At 30.6% G+C, this 16,455-nt stretch carries 17 protein-coding genes; 8 read left to right on the top strand and 9 right to left on the bottom strand.

Annotated elements, in window-relative coordinates:
- Position 1 precedes the first annotated feature (1 nt).
- The 8 genes from BUA76_RS14560 to BUA76_RS14525 all read right to left on the bottom strand — a co-directional run bounded on the left by BUA76_RS14560 (position 2) and on the right by BUA76_RS14525 (position 9,519).
- Entirely contained in the window at positions 2–3,643 is a 3,642-nt protein-coding gene (locus BUA76_RS14560; RefSeq protein ID WP_072885519.1) for a DUF5977 domain-containing protein, read from the bottom strand.
- A gap of 9 nt (positions 3,644–3,652) precedes the next feature.
- A complete protein-coding gene (locus BUA76_RS14555) occupies positions 3,653–5,194 on the bottom strand; it encodes a T9SS type A sorting domain-containing protein (protein ID WP_072885518.1) in 1,542 nt (513 codons plus the stop codon).
- A 382-nt stretch (positions 5,195–5,576) separates the two neighbouring features.
- Positions 5,577–6,602, bottom strand: a complete 1,026-nt coding sequence (locus tag BUA76_RS14550) for an endonuclease (RefSeq protein WP_228408493.1) — start codon at positions 6,600–6,602, stop codon at positions 5,577–5,579.
- 632 nt (positions 6,603–7,234) lie between these two features.
- Positions 7,235–7,684: a JAB domain-containing protein gene (locus tag BUA76_RS14545; RefSeq protein ID WP_072885517.1), complete on the bottom strand. Its 450-nt coding sequence runs from the start codon at positions 7,682–7,684 to the stop codon at positions 7,235–7,237.
- Positions 7,677–8,063, bottom strand: coding sequence for a hypothetical protein (locus BUA76_RS14540; protein WP_072885516.1), 387 nt, complete (start codon positions 8,061–8,063; stop codon positions 7,677–7,679). The genes BUA76_RS14545 and BUA76_RS14540 overlap by 8 nt, the downstream gene beginning before the upstream one ends.
- A 39-nt stretch (positions 8,064–8,102) precedes the next feature.
- Positions 8,103–8,738 carry a hypothetical protein gene (locus BUA76_RS14535; protein ID WP_072885515.1) on the bottom strand — a complete coding sequence of 212 codons (636 nt, stop codon included), beginning with the start codon at positions 8,736–8,738 and terminating at the stop codon, positions 8,103–8,105.
- Entirely contained in the window at positions 8,739–9,152 is a 414-nt protein-coding gene (locus BUA76_RS14530; protein WP_143149919.1) for a hypothetical protein, read from the bottom strand. It abuts the gene before it with no gap.
- A gap of 4 nt (positions 9,153–9,156) precedes the next feature.
- On the bottom strand, positions 9,157–9,519 hold the full coding sequence (locus tag BUA76_RS14525) for a hypothetical protein (RefSeq protein ID WP_072885514.1): 363 nt from the start codon (positions 9,517–9,519) through the stop codon (positions 9,157–9,159).
- A gap of 257 nt (positions 9,520–9,776) precedes the next feature.
- On the opposite strand from BUA76_RS14525, the gene BUA76_RS14520 reads away from it, so the two are divergent.
- On the top strand, positions 9,777–10,007 hold the full coding sequence (locus BUA76_RS14520) for a helix-turn-helix domain-containing protein (RefSeq protein WP_072885558.1): 231 nt from the start codon (positions 9,777–9,779) through the stop codon (positions 10,005–10,007).
- A gap of 401 nt (positions 10,008–10,408) precedes the next feature.
- Here the strand turns inward: BUA76_RS14520 and BUA76_RS14515 are convergent, their stop codons facing one another.
- Complete coding sequence (locus tag BUA76_RS14515; protein ID WP_083573242.1) at positions 10,409–10,756, bottom strand: hypothetical protein; 348 nt, start codon at positions 10,754–10,756, stop codon at positions 10,409–10,411.
- 248 nt (positions 10,757–11,004) lie between these two features.
- Here BUA76_RS14515 and BUA76_RS14510 point away from each other — a divergent pair, with 248 nt between their 5' ends.
- The 7 genes from BUA76_RS14510 (at position 11,005) to BUA76_RS14480 (ending at position 16,454) form a co-directional block, all read left to right on the top strand.
- Positions 11,005–11,631 carry a hypothetical protein gene (locus BUA76_RS14510; RefSeq protein WP_072885513.1) on the top strand — a complete coding sequence of 209 codons (627 nt, stop codon included), beginning with the start codon at positions 11,005–11,007 and terminating at the stop codon, positions 11,629–11,631.
- Between the two features lie 151 nt (positions 11,632–11,782).
- Positions 11,783–12,310 (top strand): ATP-binding protein, encoded by a 528-nt coding sequence (locus BUA76_RS14505; RefSeq protein ID WP_072885512.1) that lies wholly within the window; start codon positions 11,783–11,785, stop codon positions 12,308–12,310.
- Positions 12,294–13,820, top strand: a complete 1,527-nt coding sequence (locus BUA76_RS14500; protein WP_072885511.1) for a PIN domain-containing protein — start codon at positions 12,294–12,296, stop codon at positions 13,818–13,820. The genes BUA76_RS14505 and BUA76_RS14500 overlap by 17 nt, the downstream gene beginning before the upstream one ends.
- Positions 13,817–14,221, top strand: a complete 405-nt coding sequence (locus BUA76_RS14495) for an ASCH domain-containing protein (protein WP_072885510.1) — start codon at positions 13,817–13,819, stop codon at positions 14,219–14,221. Before BUA76_RS14500 ends, BUA76_RS14495 begins: the two co-directional genes overlap by 4 nt.
- Positions 14,214–15,584 (top strand): hypothetical protein, encoded by a 1,371-nt coding sequence (locus BUA76_RS14490; RefSeq protein ID WP_178337344.1) that lies wholly within the window; start codon positions 14,214–14,216, stop codon positions 15,582–15,584. Before BUA76_RS14495 ends, BUA76_RS14490 begins: the two co-directional genes overlap by 8 nt.
- Complete coding sequence (locus BUA76_RS14485) at positions 15,574–15,924, top strand: DUF4325 domain-containing protein (protein WP_143149917.1); 351 nt, start codon at positions 15,574–15,576, stop codon at positions 15,922–15,924. The genes BUA76_RS14490 and BUA76_RS14485 overlap by 11 nt, the downstream gene beginning before the upstream one ends.
- On the top strand, positions 15,921–16,454 hold the full coding sequence (locus tag BUA76_RS14480; RefSeq protein ID WP_072885507.1) for a hypothetical protein: 534 nt from the start codon (positions 15,921–15,923) through the stop codon (positions 16,452–16,454). The genes BUA76_RS14485 and BUA76_RS14480 overlap by 4 nt, the downstream gene beginning before the upstream one ends.
- Position 16,455: the final 1 nt, after the last annotated feature.

Genomic DNA, 16,455 nt, shown 5'->3' with positions numbered 1-16,455 from the left:
ATTAGTATTCGAATTCAAATTTTAATGGGTTAGCCGAGTTATTTCCCACAGACCCTGATAATAGTTTTACATAAACTCTTCCCGCAGTATCTATTCTTACCCGCCAGGTTCTGTTAGCCGGAGTATCTCCGAAATATCCGCCCGGTGGTTCAACATAATTGCTTATTGTCCTTTCCACAGAAGGGATACAGCTTCCGCTAATTTGTGCGATTTGAATTTCATTATTCCAATAACTTGCGTTAATAGGATAACCCCTGAAGGAAAGCTTAAATACAACATTATAATTATTCATATAACTATATACCTCCGAACCTAATGAAACAAAATTGTTAGCCATGGTCAGGGAACATTGTGATTTAGGATAGCATAAGCCATACGTATTAGCTTCGACTTGTCCTACCGTTGCAGCTTCATTCTCTGCCATCTGCTCTGCGTCCGCCTGACTTACCGTTGAAAAATATTTGTTTTCAGGTACAAAGTACAAATGAAGACCTCCGTGCGCATTAGATCCACAATTGTTTCTATATAAAGTTTTAATAAGATAGCTATTGTAATATCTTGTCGGTGCGAAATTATAATCAAATGTCTTAATAGGATCTCCATTGGCATCAAATACTTTTTTAGGCCTGTTGAGTCCGTCATATTTATAAGAGCTTTTTACTCCATTCGCATCAGTTACTGATTTAACTCCTATTAGGGGATCATAAGCGAATGTTTCAATCTGGAAATCTTTTAATTCCGGCTTTGTTCTAAATTTATCCAATTCTAAATTTAGATCCGCTTCAGCAGTTTCATTTTTATCCAGGTTGGATTTTTTTACAATCTCCAGATCAAGATATGAAGTGTTATTAACAGGATCAAGATTAAAAGCCTGCATAACCTGTGCGTAAGTGGCCCCTTTGACTTCTGCAATAGGAAGGGTTTGATTATAACCATAAATCGTAGTATTTGGAATACCGTTACTGCTTCTTGACTGCAGGAGATTTCCCAAATTATCATACAATTCCATAGTCTCTTTATCTTCTACAGTTGCTGCTGCCACATTATCTAAGGAGAAATTAGAATCAAGCAGGGAACTTCTTCTTCGGGTTGGCATAACGAAATTTCCTGTTGCCGCATCTTTAGAATAAATTTCCTCTTCCAAAGCCGTTTTGTTATATGTATTTACCTTTGCTTCAATAACAGGCATTACCAGATTTTGGTTTGCCATATATTTATAAATGGAAAACTTCCCTCCCACCGTATTGTTATCAGGGGGACAATTTCCTGTTACACAAGCCGTATTGGCCCTGAGAATATCTTGTGGATAATACGTTCTTGATATTATTTTTCCATTGTAGACAGGAGGATTTCCCGGCAGGTTCCAATCATGAGACAAATTTTCTGTTGTTTCTATTTCATAGGGATGCCAGTATAAATATTTGGTATTATATTTAATATACTTTTCACTATTAAATAATTTACTACCGACAGGATTACCCGCAACAGTTTGATATGGAATCTGTTCCGTAGTCTCTATAGCTATTGGCAGATATGGCAATACAGGTTGATATTGATAATATCCGATATATTCAAGCTGTGATGGATTATTCACATTTGGTGCCCATAACGCGGCCTTTGCTTCCACGAAATATCTGCTGTCTGATATTTTACAATCTGTGCAGTTATCAGATAGTTCATTAAGCGGATAAGCATTTTTCAAGAAATTCGTGTATCTTATATTTTTTACTAAGACTGCAAACATATCATTATTATGCTTAACCATCTTATACAGTTTTCCTCTCTCGTTATTTTTATTTACTTTTAACGGTAATTTGCTTTGCGCGATCTGTGGTGCATTAGGATTGTTGTTACTAGAGTGGACTTTAGTGGCAATAGAATCAGGATTTGTAACAAGATCCGTAAAATAATAATCATTTCTTTCCTTACCTGTAATTTCTTCTCTTACCTTGCTATATCGTACATATTCATCATAATATCCTTTAAACGAGTTGGATGTTGTTGTAGTACCGGAATTAAACCAGTTCAAATTGTCTACAAAAACGCTGGTTTGATCTTTATAGATAAGAATACCGGACGAGGTTCCATCATCATTTTTATATTCATACTTTTTCAGACCTACCTGAGTATTAGTGTTGTCAAAAGTCTGTATCATTGATAATCGTTGACCGTCAATTTTAGAATCTTTATTCATGAACACGTTATTCTCTGTTCCGAAACTGCTTCTTGTGAAAAAATTTATCTTGGAAACATCATTTTGCTCATAAATAAATTCTTCTCTTCCTTTTGTAGGATACACAACACTTTTGAGATAACCTATATAACCACTTAAATAATTGATTCCTGAAGGGTCCGTTTGGTAATTGTTTCCAGAACCGGTATAATAAGTAAAGCTATATTTTTCATTATTATTATTAATCTCTTGTAACTGAGCATTATTATAAGTAAAATCAATATCCTTTATCTTTTTGCTGTAGCTTTTTAGCTGAATTTTTTTCAGAAAAGGTTTCGTGTAAATATTATTACCCTGAACATAATTAAAGCTTAATGTTCCGTAATCCGATATTTTGACGGAATCAATGACTGCTAATTTCTGAAAGATATTAACTCTGGTCTGGCTCATCGCCCACGAATTCATTGAAGAAGTATCCGTATAGTTATTAAAATCCTGGCCATTACCTTGTCCCAGAAAAATATTATTGTTCAACAAGATATTGTTGGCAGGAATTCCATTAGGATAATCCCCGTTAACATATTCTCCACCATTAGTAAAAGGATCAAGAATTGTTCTGTTACTATTTTTATAATATGCCTCTAGCAGCCTTCCATTTGATAATTTTACCTTTTTCAGGTAAAATGCAGAAATATAATTGGTTTGTCTGTTTGTATAAAAATCAGTAAAATAGCTAAAAGTCCCATCATCGCTAAAAGAGCTATAGTTGTACTTGGTCTTTCCGTAATAGATGTCCATAGAATTATAATCGCCTCCGAAATAAAACTCATTTCCTTTATCATCTTTCATTACAATTTCCGGGAATGACAAAATCGGTTGAAAAATATTATGGCATTTTTCTCCTGACCATGATGCCGTCAGATTTCCATTCTCAGAATACACCAGAAACTTTCCAACGTTGTCATACACCATATACCCTGTATATCCGAGGAAATCAAAATAAAAAGTATTGGGTTCATACGTGTAAAAACTGGTGTCCGTATTTGGATTTGTTAAAAGTTGCTTTTTTGTAGCACCATTACCTGGTGTTGAAATGAGACAATTATTTTTTCCCATACTATGGAATCCACTGGGCGTATTAGCTCCAAGTAGCTGAGGAGAAAGCAAATCTCCCGGCTTTTTATATGCCACTGTTATTTTGCCGAACATGTTAAAGTACCAGTTTGCTCCCACCATGGATGGCTCGGTTTTAGGAATCTCCTGCTGGTAATCTACGGTACCCTTTAAAGAAAGTCTTCCCAGATTGATGTCATATAAAGGTACAGACAAGCTAAGCTTACCAACATTGTAATTATTGCTGACATTTATCTTTTTCCCAAGATTATAATCTTCCACAGTTTTACCCTGCGCATAAATAATCTGACAAGAAATGTATAAAATACAAGTCAGGTATCTTTTTAAGTTTTTCATTAATAGTTATTATTTTTTTATTAGTTTGGCGCTTGCCACTTTACCTTCGTCTGTTTTTATATAAACCAGATACGCAGCCTGAAGCAGAGATTGAGTATTTATTTTTGTAACAGAATTCCTTGTTTTGATGGTCTGAATCTGTCTTCCTCCCATATCATACAATGAAATATCAGCTTCTTTAAACTCAAAGCCAATTTCAACGTAAGCATAATCTGTAACTGGGTTAGGATATATTTTAATATCAGATTTCTCAATAAGTTTGCTAACCTCCTTGTCACCAAGTTTTATGATTTTCCAGTTTTCCTTCCCTAGCTCTTCTGCACTAGTACCTGCAAGTAGTATAGATCCATCTATGTTTAATTTCAGATCTGCAAGCCTTTCAATTTTCTTTCTTGATTCACCTTTAACATATTTGCGCCACATCTCATTCCCAGCGTAATCCAGATATAAAATCCAGAAAGTTTCCTCCTCATCGCCAATGGTTCCTTCCGCCTGACTATATCCTCCAAGAAGAATTCCTTTTGATAATTTATCGTCTGATGTATGTAAAATACTGGCGCCCATCAATACATCTCTGTTTTTGAAATTATATGATTTCTGCCACATTTCCTCTCCTTTTTCATTAAGCATGATCATCCATAAATCTGTTCCATCTTTAACCCCTACAGATTTATTTCCTGAAATATTCGAACGCGATTCACCTGCTATAAAAAATCCGGAAGAGGTTACTGAAATTGTTCTCAGGTGGTCATCCTCTTTACCTCCAAAATTTTTCTCCCACTCTAGTTTTCCGGCTTTATCAAACTTAAGGATCCAATAATCTCCCTCTCCAAAATTATCGGTCTTTTTAGATCCTCCTGCTTTACTTCTTGAATATGCACCAATTAACGCTCCGCCATCCTTCGTTGGAATCATCTTTTCAACAACATCCAAACCTTTTCCTCCAATAGTGACCTGGGATAATTCTTTACCACTTTTATCGAGCTTTATGATCCAAATATCTTTCGAACCAAAGCCGGCTCCCGTGGTTTCAACCGTTCCTGAAACAAAGAATCCCAGGTCTGTTGCCTGGATTACAGCTTTTGCTTCTTCATCCCTTCTGCTGCCTAACGTTTTCTGCCATATCTCATCGCCATTTTCATTGATTCTGATTAACCATATGTCAGATCCTCCTTTGGAATCATCTTTTTTATCCAAGCTTTTTCCTGAAAAAGATGTACCTGCAAGTAAAAAACCACCTTCCTGAGTATTAACCGTAGCAGACAAAAAATCATGATCCTGACCCGAAAAGTACTTTTCCCAAACTTCATTCCCTTGTTGATTGAGTTTTATAAGATGAAAATCGTATCCATCATTCTGTTTATTCTCGGCAGACATTTTTTTTTGCTGAATGGAGCTTCCTGAAATGAGATATTGCCCATCTATTGTTGTTGTAATCTGGCTTAAGAAATCCTGTGAGGACGACTTAATGTTTTTCTGCCATATTACTTCCTGAGCAGAAAGACCCAGAACAGAGCATAAGAATAATGCCCCTGAGTAGATTTTGATCATTCTAAGTTTATTTCGAATTATTGATTATCAATTTTACCGTGCAAAAGTATCCTTTTTATTTCTCCTTTGAAAGATATATTTTGTGAATAATATCATAAAGAATTTATATCAAATTATTTTGACCCCTATAAAACCTAATAGTCAATAACTTATTTTTATAAATCATATAATTATAAACTTGACAATATGTTTTAGAAATATTCCGGAATATTTAAACCGACTGCCAGAAAAGCAACTATGTAAAATAATCAAATTACATAAGAAATATCTTTTACCTGTCATTTCAGCATAATAAAAAAGGCACTCCTGAAGGAATACCTTTTTAACTATGCTGTTTGCTATTAGCAGAAAAATGCTAATAATTCAATATATATTAACACTTCTATTCTTTAATAAACTTGGTAGAAAAACGTTCAGTGACAAAATAATATACCCCTGGCTTTAATTCTCTAACATCAACTGTATTCGTATTTTTGAAAGGCATATTAACTTTTTTGATCAATTGCCCGAGTGAATTATAAATTTCTAATTTCTCTATTTTCGCAATATCACTTCCTGAAAGTGAAATTATATCTTTTGCCGGATTTGGGTAAAGAGAATACAAAACAGCAGTATCTTTTACTATATCATTGGCAGATAATGTGGAGTATCCCCATACATCATGAACCCACTGTGGATTATCAATATAAGGATTTCGGTTATTTTGCCAATTGTAGGCAGCATTGTTACGGTCAATCTCTCTTTGAGAAACGGGATCCATATCATTCCACAAGAGCAAAACATTCAGCTCCCAGGTTTGAAGGCCGGGGAAAGCCGAGTTTCCTAACATATTACCTGACGAGAAGTTGGCAAGCTTGTTCTCATACCTGGTAACAAAATAGAAAATCATTCTTGCGATATCTCCCTTAAACTCATCAATTGGCTCAAAAACAGTACCCGAATATCCTGAAGTAGCGCTCTGACCAAGCTTGGAACCATTCAATGAAGTCCAGGTTGGATTGGAAACCTTTCCTAAAGGCCAATCAGACCTCATTCCGTTTACTTTTCCGTCCGTAGGCGGAATGAAATGTACATCATTGTGCATTGGATTAGCCGAATTAAATAAACTTTGAGGTACTAAATGCTCCCTATTATAGCAATCCCCTTCAGTTTGATAATTTCCACATTGATTGGTAACAATAGTATATTCATAAGGGTCAGCAGCAGTGGGTCTCTCTGAATACATGTCCAAGACTTTTCCATTATTTTCATAATAATAATCTCTATCGGTTGTCTGATAAGCTGTCCATAAACCACTATAACCTTTATCTAGCGCAACATCAATAATTTGAGATAATTTAGTTTTTAAAGCACTTCCAGTAAGTCCTGTTGTGCCATTATAATAATTAGCGGGAGCCTGTGCAGTCATTAGTCCTAAACTACATAAAAAGACTCCTATATAAAATATAGATTTCAGTTTCATAAATCTTAGTATTTAATTTCATGCAAAGATATAAAAAGCTTGATTTAAAAAATAAGCCCGGGCAGTCCAATTTTTTTGAATAAAAAGCTCATTCGTTTTAAATACTTAAGAATATATAGTTTCTAAAAAACACATTTAAAACTACTTAACGTAATTATTTTACCAACAGTATCTAATTATGAAAAACTATTTGCAATTTTAATTTTAATTAATATATGTTTTCTTAATAACAATTCTTATTTCAGTAATAAAGAATTCACATAGAAAAAAGAGACTGTCTCAAAAGACAGTCTCTTTGTAATTTTTTGAAGATATCTATTCTTCGAAGTCGTGGTCCCACTTGGGCTCGAACCAAGGACCACCTGATTATGAGACGATTAAATATAATCTTCAATCTTTTGCATTTATTTGTATTCATCTATTTTTCAGTAATTTACTAATAATTAAAATTCTAAAACTTTTCATTTATTATTATTTTTCTTCAATGAGTAAATCTAATTGTTGCAGTAATGTTGCAGCTAAAACCATTACTCTCTTGAAACTAATGTAAACTTGCAAAATCTGCAATATTTGCAATACTACAATAATCCATCATCAGCAAAACTCATGTAGTTTTCTTTTGTAATGATGATGCTATCAAACAAAGTAATATCCATAAGCCTACAGCTCTCGTTTAATTTCTTTACAATGCTCAAATCTGCTGAACTTGGTTTTATATTTCCACTTGGATGATTGTGGACCAATATAATACCTGTAGCCAAACATTTCAGTGCTACAGATAAAATAAGTCTGACATCCACTAAGCTACTTGTAATTCCACCTTTGGATAAATTATAAATTCCTAAAACGCAGTTCAAATTATTAAGTAAAATTACTTTTACTTCTTCCTGCATTTGTATTGTTTCTTCATTCCAAAATTTTCTTATAATTTGAATAGCATCAAAGCTTGTAGTAATCTTTGAACTTAAAATTTTGTTAGGTTTATAAGAAACCTGTATTTCAGAAACTTCTGATATAGTATTATTCATTTCTTTGGATTAAATTTTTTTGTAATAGTTTATGTTGATACATCAATACAGAGAATTTCATATTCCTTCTTAGAATTAACATCATATATTCTGGTAAATCAATATCCTGTATCTCTTCTAATTTCTGTTTTAAAAAATCTAAAATGTCACCTGGATATAGGAATTCTACTTTCATTAATACATTGGCATTAAAATACAGAAGAATATGTTTTGTCCTTAGCTCCAAAGTCTCATATATCTCCCCAAAGTATTCATAAGGTTTTAATGACAATTCATTCTCAGTGAATTCATATGGTGGTATTGAAATAAGGTCAAATTCGTATTCTGCATATTCACTGTTAAGTTTAAAAATTAAGTGATCATAAATGTCGTTTTTCATTAATTTAAGGGTCTAAAAAAACCACCTCAAAGGTGGCTGTTAATCAATTTTAGGAATTGGAATCATAGGTACAGCTACCTTCTGCATTTCCTCCTCTATTTCTTTTAGTTTTTCTGGATATATATTTCTCTCATAAAGTAACATTTTAAATACATCATCAAATTCAATAAGGTTTTCGTAATACTTTCTGTCAATACAAACTCCAAATTCTCCTATTGGCGAATTTCCAAAATGAGGATGAACTACCTCATCATTATCAACACTATAGTCCAGATGGTCATAATAGAAAATAGCCAGTTTGTTGTAGCCAATATCAAAGTACTTTATCAACCATTCTTTTAATTGTGAATCATTGTTATAGGTTTTGTATTCTTCAAGTGCAACTTTACAAACTGTATCTAATTCTTGCATTTTTATCCCATATTCAACTTCTTCATAAAAATTTGTAAAATAGCTGTATCTCTTAGTACAATAATCTGCTTCTTGTAAACAGTCATAAGGCAAACCATTAGCTTTCCATTGTCGACACTCCTCGCAAAGATTCTTAGAATAATTTTTAACTTCCTTGTGTAAATCGTTATATTCATACAGCCAATAAGCAATCTTTTGTAATGTGAAAGGATTGTCGTTAAGCAGTTTTAGATTATTTAAAGAATTTATAATCTCTAGTTTCATTCAGTTACATTTACTTTTACTGTTTAATAATTCCACTTTATATTCGTAACCACTATCAGAAGTAAATGTAGCTGTACCATCTGAAATATTTGGTGCTTTAAAATGAGATTCATCTAACCATCCATCATTTGACCATTGTAGCTTAACTAATTTACCACCTTTGACAAAAACTGGTAAAAAATATTTAGATTCAGTCTCGGTTTCTGGATTATAGTAATGAATTTCTGCACAGTAAGTTCCATCTTCGTAATCATTATCTGGAATAAAGCCAATTCCTATAAGTCCTCCAAAAATAAGTAAATAGCCGCAAAGATTAATTAATTTTCTTTTGTTTTCACTTACGTTAAGTATTGTCAGCCATATTACAATCAGAGTAACAATTATCCCTATTAGTAGTTTCAATAAGATAATCATGAGGCTAAATTTTATTTAAAAGTTTCGCCCCAAATTCCGTTAAATAGATTTCACTTGAATCTTGTGTAACAACCCTAACTCCAACTACCTGTCCATTTTTCTCATCATAAATAATTGAAAATGCTCCCAACTCTGAATTTGGTCTTTTTTTTAACGTATGTTGTACAGCATCTGTTGTATAGGCAACATTAAACAAATTAGCATTGTCATAAAAGGTATTCTTAAACTTTATATAGTATTGTTTTTGAATCCTTAAGTCTTTATCATTTGTGTAGAGAATCCCATCAGAAGGAAAAAATCCAAAATAATAGTTTTCTTTAGCAACACTCCTATCTGGCTTAATTCTGTATTGTGTGTCAATCGTCATATTTTGTTGTGAATAACAGAATTGAAATGACAAAGTTGAAAATAAGATTAAAAATAGAATGTAATTACATTTCATAATATATAGTTATTAAAGTTTTTCAAATATAGTAAATGTATCATTTATGATAACCATACAATTATCATTTATGACCATTTTTGGCTATTAATATTAATAAACAAATAGAGTTAGAGTTTATCACATTTCTTTACGGTTTCCGTAGTTAAAGTGCATTCTAATTATTGTTTAATTCAGCTAAAGTGGATAAAAAAGCGTATCAGGTTGCAATAGGAAAGCGCATAAAACAGCTTAGAGAAAAGAAAAACATTTCTCAAGTTGAATTAGCGGCTTTATGCAATTTTGAAAAGTCTAATATGTCCAGGTTAGAAGCTGGAAACACCAATCCTACCGCATATACTTTGCATATTATTGCTCAAAAGTTAGAAATTGAAACCTTCGAGATTCTAAAGTTCAATACCTTGCTTGAGTAAGTTTTAGCTATTTATACTAATCCTTACAAAACACCTGTATAAGGGAAATAGTTGTTATTCTGATGTTATTTTGTAAGAAAGCACAAAAGTAAATCTTTTATCTCCAGATTTCCTGTAAGGGTTTGCAAAAGTTGTTCAAGCCTTCGCATTACATCTGGAACTACATAGCATCTTATATCTACAGGTAACACTCGAATAATAAACGTATAATTGTGAATATATTCGCTTTTCACCTGATTCATAATATTTATTTCCAGATGAAGTATTAAATTATCCTGCACATTTTTTCCTTACACTATATTATATAAAAGGAAATTTTGTGCAGCTAAAAAATAAAAATGTCCAGATTTTACCTGAACCTATATAAGATTCAACAGTAAAATTTGGACATTTTAGGAAATTTACTCAGCCATTGCAAAGTTACCCGGAGCTGAATATACTTTAGAAGCGCTAAATTCTTCTGCTCTGTAAACATACCTGTGAGACAATGTAATGATTTCTCCTGTATCTTGAATAGTGTATTCATAGGGTTTACATTCTTCTTTTACAATTGAGCCTGGAAATTCTGAACCCACTAAAGATTTACAGGTTTCTTCATCGAATGTAGACGTAATAGTAGCTTTCTTAGAGGTGGCATAATACATTCCTGTAGTTTTGCTTAATACCATTTCAATACCTCCTGAAACTTCAAGTACAAAGAACTCCTTGTTCTCTGCTACTCTTCTTTTGTAATTGATAATTCTTACCATTGTTTTTGATTTTGAGTTAGAAATAACACCACAAGAATTGAAATTAAACAGCACAAATAAACCCAGCTTTCAACTTGAATTTATAATTGTTCCTGTAAAATTTTCGTTTTCTTATAAAGGTGTAGGGGAATCTTCTTTCCCCAAGATGGGTGTGGGTTGATTTTGAGGGGCATCGAGTGTGAATATTTTTTTAAAGAAAAATTTTTTTAGAAAAAAAATCTGTAATTTTATTACTAAATCTAATTCCCATGAAATATTTATATCTGAACGGTAAGAATTCAGTTGCACTTACATATATTGAAGATAGCTCTAAAAAAAGTATTGTTAAAGATGTATTTATAGATAATATTGTACATGTCTTTAAAGATGGCGAAAATCCTAATAAAGAAGCATACGCCGAAGAAATAAAAAGGAATTCTTATAAGAAACTTCTTAATAATCAATTTGAAAATTTAGCTATTCTTACTGGTGCAGGTTCATCAGTTGACATTGGCAATGCAGACAAGAAAGGAAAAATATTATCCCAACTCTGGGATGATTCAGAAAATGAACTAACAAAAGATAAATTTACCTTGTTATGCGAAAAACTAAATTATGACGATAAATATGATGATGGGGAAATTATCAAAAACCTGGAAAAATTATTATCTATAGCAAATACAGCAAAAGATTATATACCTAAAGACGAGATTGATATTGCTGATTGTGTAGACAAAATAAAAAATGTTATAAAAGGCATTGATAAAAAAGGTGAACATGAACCGGTTATTGAAAATGGCAATGTAATTATAGAAAACAGTGATTTGAAACTAACAAGTAATCAAGATTACATCGTTTATCAATTTGATTTCATTCTGCGATTTGTAAAAAACTAATTGGTAAAATCTTTTTGGTAAAAATTTTAATAATCAAATTACGGGAATCCATAAAATAAACCAAATAAGATTATATACATTTGTAAAAAACTAATATTGAAAGCCTTCCGTAAAAATTAAGGCAACCCAATAAGCCTAAAACTTAAGTAACATGTTTAATAATATATACTTCCTGGGTGGGATACATGGCTCAGGTAAAGGTACTACAGCCGAAAAAATACTTTCTAAATCAAGCTTAATCCATCTTGAAGCGAGCAAGGTTTTAAAATGGGAAGATATTAGCCATAAAGAAAATAAAAAAGTTGATAACATTTCTTTTACGCAAAATAAACTTATCGTTAATTTAGAACAAATTGTGAATAATGACAATCAATTCCTTTTGGATGGTCATTATTGTCTTATAAACAAGCAAGATGAAATTGAAAAAGTTACCCTTAAAACTTTTGAAAAGATCAATCCTATATCATTAAGCATAAAAATTGATGAACCAACTGAGATAAAAAAAAGGTTGGAACAAAGGGACTCTAAACTTTATGATTTAGACTTCTTAATCCATTTTCAAGATGAAGAAGTAAAATATGCAAAATTCTTATCTGAATATCTTAAAAAACCTTTGTTCATTTTAAATCAAGACCTTGAAAATTTATTAAAACATATTAAAGATGAAAATCCTTCTTGACACCAATATAATCATTCATAGAGAAGCAAATAAAGCCCACAAACCAGAAATAGGAACATTATTTAAATGGATTGATAATCTAAAATACTCCAAATATATACACCCGATAACCATTGAAGAATTAAATAGGTTTAGGGATAATGATGCCAAAGAAACGATGAGCATCAAAATTGAAAACTATAACCAAATCAAGTATTTAGCTCCTTTTAAAGAAGTAATATCTAAAATAAGCAATGAATTTGATAAAGATTTGAATGACAAAAATGATACTAAAATCTTAAATGAGATATTTGAAAATCGCATAGATATTCTTATTTCGGAAGATAAAAAGATTCATAAAAAAGCAGAAGCTTTAAATATTAATGATAGAGTGTTTACCATTCAAAAATTTCTTGAAAAGGTGATAGCTGAAAATCCCAGTTTAATTCCATATGATATATTAGCTGTTAAACAAGCTGATTTCGGGCAAATTGATTTATCAGATCCTTTTTTTGATTCTTTCAAACAAGATTATTCTGAATTTGAGTGGTGGTTCAATAAAAAGACAGAAAATCCATGTTATATATGTAATAGCGATGGTATTTTATCCGCATTTCTCTTTATTAAAGTAGAAGATAAAGGCGAAGATTATTCAAATATCACTCCTGCATTTAAAACTAAAAGAAGGTTGAAAATTGGGACATTAAAGGTTACTGGAAATGGGTATAAAATTGGTGAAAGATTTTTAAAAATAGTGTTTGACAATGCATTTCAGTATAAAGTTGATGAAATTTACGTAACTATTTTTGATAGAAGACCAGAACAAATACAACTAATTGAAATGTTAGAAGAATGGGGATTCATCTATCATGGGATAAAAACTACATCAAATGGAGAAGAGAAAGTCTATGTTAAACCTTTCTCTAAAAAAAATATAATTGACATCAATAATCCAAGAATTAGCTTTCCTTTTTTCTCAAAAGAGACTGATAAATATATTATTAAAATAGAACCTCAATATCATACTGAACTATTTCCAGATAGTATAAATACAAAGGAGGACAAAACTCTTTATCAAGAAAATGCCCCTCACAGAAATAGAATTGGAAAAGTATATATATCTCACTCTCCACAAAGAAATTTAAAGTCTGGAGACATATTTTTAGTTTACAGAATTGGAGAAACTGATCCAAAAATTCATTCCAGTACAATTACATCAATTTGTATTGTCGAAGGTATTAAGACTGATTTTAAAAATTTTGACGATTTTTTTAATAGCTGTAATAGAAGGACATTAATAAATAAGGAAGACTTACTAAATAAGTGGTGGAATAAAAAAGGAGACTATAAACCATTTATTATTAACTTTTTACATGCTTTTTCCTTTCCTACTCCCAAGCCTACTTTAAAAAATTTAATTGATATAGGAGTATTAGAAAATCCAAGTAGTTTAGGTATAGGATTCTACAAGCTGAATGACGAACAGTTTAAAAAAATAGTTAAATTCGCATATAGAAATGTTAGAAAATGAAAGTAGTATTGTCGATTAAACCTGAATTTGCGAAGAAAATTTTTGAAGGAACTAAAAAATTCGAGTTTAGAAAATCTATTTTTAAAAACAAAGACGTGGAAACTGTAATTGTTTATGCATCTTCACCTGTGCAAAAGGTTATTGGAGAATTTGATATAGAACATATTATTAAAGATAAGTTAGATGAATTGTGGGAATTAACACATATGCATGCTGGTATTACAGAAGAATATTTTTATGAATATTTTCAAGATAAGGACTCAGGATTTGCCATAAAAATTAAGGAATTTAGAAAGTATAAAATACCGAAAGATTTAAAAGAAGATTTTAATCTTCTTCCTCCACAGTCTTTTTCCTATTATTTTAAGGATGATAGGTCTAAAAATGCCAAAAATGAATAAAAATAAAAATCTTTTAAAAAAATTAGCAAAAAAGAGAGAAAGAAAAAGATTAAAAAGAAAAAGGAAAAAAAAATATTCTCCCACATCTAATATTAAGATTAAAATTTATAGAAGTGCTATAAAAAATGATCAATATATTATAAGAAATAATTCGTCAAATTTAAACGAATTTTTAGTATCTACTGGGTTTGTATTCCCTTTCGAAGACTGTTTGTATGATATAAAGATACCCGAAATCTTTAGTTTTGAAAACAACAATTTAGAGACAAGGGCAATTTTTAGTAAGATAATTAATAGTATAATTCAATGCAAAGAAGATAAAGTCTTAATTGATTTTTCGTTTTGTAAAGAAATTGATGAAGAAACTATTTTCTTTTTAAATATTATATTAACGGAATTGAAAAACTATTCTGATAAACTTAATAGAAAATTAACTGTAAAAAACCAATCTTTTAGTATTTTAATTAGAAATTCTATTCATAGTAAGGTAAATAGGATGCTCTTTCTATATAAAAGTATAAAAGATTTTGATTTGCAAGATTTTAATATCTCTCAAGATGAAATTCCATTCCAACATTTAGGCTATTTAAAAGGGACTAAATCAAAAAAACATTATTTAGAAAATAAAAAAGATGTTTATACTACAAAAATAGTAAACTACTTAAATGAATGTCTTGGATTAAGTAAATATTGTTTCACTGAAGGTGGAAGAAATGACTTAGAAGGTATAATTTCCGAGATTCTTAATAATGCAGAGGATCACAGTCCTCTCAATACTTACTATGTAACATCAACATTTTCGGTTAATAATATTTCTGAAAATAGTGAAGATTTGGTAGGAGTTTTAAATATTAATGTTTTAAATTTTGGATATTCATTTTATGATGGTTTGGAAGGTAGTAAACATGAGAATAATCAAATGTATAGTCTAATAGAAGAAAAACAAAAAAAAGATAATTTCAAAGCTTTTAGTAGGGAAAATATATTTACCTTACTCGCTTTACAAGAAGGAATTAGCCGCCTAAAGTACGAGGATCAAAGTAGAGGAACGGGAACAATGAAATTTATTGGCAGCTTTATGGAACTCGGAGATTTTGAAGATATAGACAAGGGTTTCATTCCGTTTTTAAAAATTTATAGTGGTAATACATTGTTAATTTGTTCAAATAAGTATAAACCCTATATACAAAATGACTCATATTTATTATCTTTGAACACGGAAAATGATTTGAATTGCGAGCCAGATAAGAATAATCTTCTTACATTGGATAGTAAATTTCCTGGAACAATGATTTCAGTAAAGATCTACTTAAATGAAAAACATTTAAACAAAAAATTAAAAAAAAATGACAATGGAAATTAATTTAGGAGATTTTAAAAACTCTTATAGTTCAGTTTTCACAGGACGTCCACAAGGAAAATTAGCAAGACAAAAGTTAAACTTAGATAAAATAGACAATAGTTCTGAAGTTATTTATGTTATAATCCCGGATGGAGTATCATCTATAAATCCATCTTTTTTTTTAGGATTGTTTTTTGATAGTTACAAAAAATTAAAAGACAAATTTAACACAAAATATAAATTTAAATTTCTAAGTAATAATCCTGAAACTATTAATGTTTTACAAGAAAACATTAATGATGCATTAAGAAATGCACATAATTCAGTTAATGTAGATTTTAACAATTTATTTAAGCTGTGAAACTGTTACTTCTAAGTACTGTAGCAGATACTGAACTAAGCTTAAAGGACTATTTTCCTTTAATTGGTTCTTCAATAGTTATTATACTTTTCATTATAGAAAGAATTTTAAGCTATGGAATAAGAAAAAAAGAGAGAAAAACTAATTGGTATTATAAAGTATTTATAGATCCAAATATTGAAAAAATCAACTCTTTTTTTGACAATACTAAACAAACTTATGTAGAATCTTCAAAAGAAATAAAGTCTTATTTGACAAGACCTAATATCTTAGATTATAAATCTCATGAAATAGGTAAGTTTCAAACTCTCAAAAGAGATTTTGAAAATGACATTTTACTTCCTATTATCTCAAGCTATCAAGAAATAGGAAATAGCTTGACAGAGGAACTATTAAACTTAGAGGATGTATATGCAGAATGTATGGATAAGATTCATGGCGATGAAACTTATCAAAATGAATTTTCTAAGAAACTTTCTGAAAGAAAAGCTCAGTTTTTTAAAATGTTATTTAAACCTATTAATAAATAAC

It is taken from the genome of Chryseobacterium takakiae (genome assembly GCF_900129385.1).
GTDB classification, from domain to species: domain Bacteria; phylum Bacteroidota; class Bacteroidia; order Flavobacteriales; family Weeksellaceae; genus Chryseobacterium; species Chryseobacterium takakiae.
Note: the sequence above shows the minus strand (reverse complement) of the source record. Positions and strands in the feature narration are given on the sequence as shown.

Excerpts from the sequence above, each read along its gene's own strand:
- BUA76_RS14560 (WP_072885519.1), bottom strand. The coding sequence starts at position 3,643 with ATGAAAAACTTAAAAAGATACCTGACTTGTATTTTATACATTTCTTGT.
- BUA76_RS14555 (WP_072885518.1), bottom strand. The coding sequence starts at position 5,194 with ATGATCAAAATCTACTCAGGGGCATTATTCTTATGCTCTGTTCTGGGT.
- BUA76_RS14550 (WP_228408493.1), bottom strand. The coding sequence starts at position 6,602 with ATGACTGCACAGGCTCCCGCTAATTATTATAATGGCACAACAGGACTT.
- BUA76_RS14545 (WP_072885517.1), bottom strand. The coding sequence starts at position 7,684 with ATGAATAATACTATATCAGAAGTTTCTGAAATACAGGTTTCTTATAAA.
- BUA76_RS14540 (WP_072885516.1), bottom strand. The coding sequence starts at position 8,063 with ATGAAAAACGACATTTATGATCACTTAATTTTTAAACTTAACAGTGAA.
- BUA76_RS14535 (WP_072885515.1), bottom strand. The coding sequence starts at position 8,738 with ATGAAACTAGAGATTATAAATTCTTTAAATAATCTAAAACTGCTTAAC.
- BUA76_RS14530 (WP_143149919.1), bottom strand. The coding sequence starts at position 9,152 with ATGATTATCTTATTGAAACTACTAATAGGGATAATTGTTACTCTGATT.
- BUA76_RS14525 (WP_072885514.1), bottom strand. The coding sequence starts at position 9,519 with ATGACGATTGACACACAATACAGAATTAAGCCAGATAGGAGTGTTGCT.
- BUA76_RS14515 (WP_083573242.1), bottom strand. The coding sequence starts at position 10,756 with ATGGTAAGAATTATCAATTACAAAAGAAGAGTAGCAGAGAACAAGGAG.
- BUA76_RS14510 (WP_072885513.1), top strand. The coding sequence starts at position 11,005 with ATGAAATATTTATATCTGAACGGTAAGAATTCAGTTGCACTTACATAT.
- BUA76_RS14505 (WP_072885512.1), top strand. The coding sequence starts at position 11,783 with ATGTTTAATAATATATACTTCCTGGGTGGGATACATGGCTCAGGTAAA.
- BUA76_RS14500 (WP_072885511.1), top strand. The coding sequence starts at position 12,294 with ATGAAAATCCTTCTTGACACCAATATAATCATTCATAGAGAAGCAAAT.
- BUA76_RS14495 (WP_072885510.1), top strand. The coding sequence starts at position 13,817 with ATGAAAGTAGTATTGTCGATTAAACCTGAATTTGCGAAGAAAATTTTT.
- BUA76_RS14490 (WP_178337344.1), top strand. The coding sequence starts at position 14,214 with ATGAATAAAAATAAAAATCTTTTAAAAAAATTAGCAAAAAAGAGAGAA.
- BUA76_RS14485 (WP_143149917.1), top strand. The coding sequence starts at position 15,574 with ATGGAAATTAATTTAGGAGATTTTAAAAACTCTTATAGTTCAGTTTTC.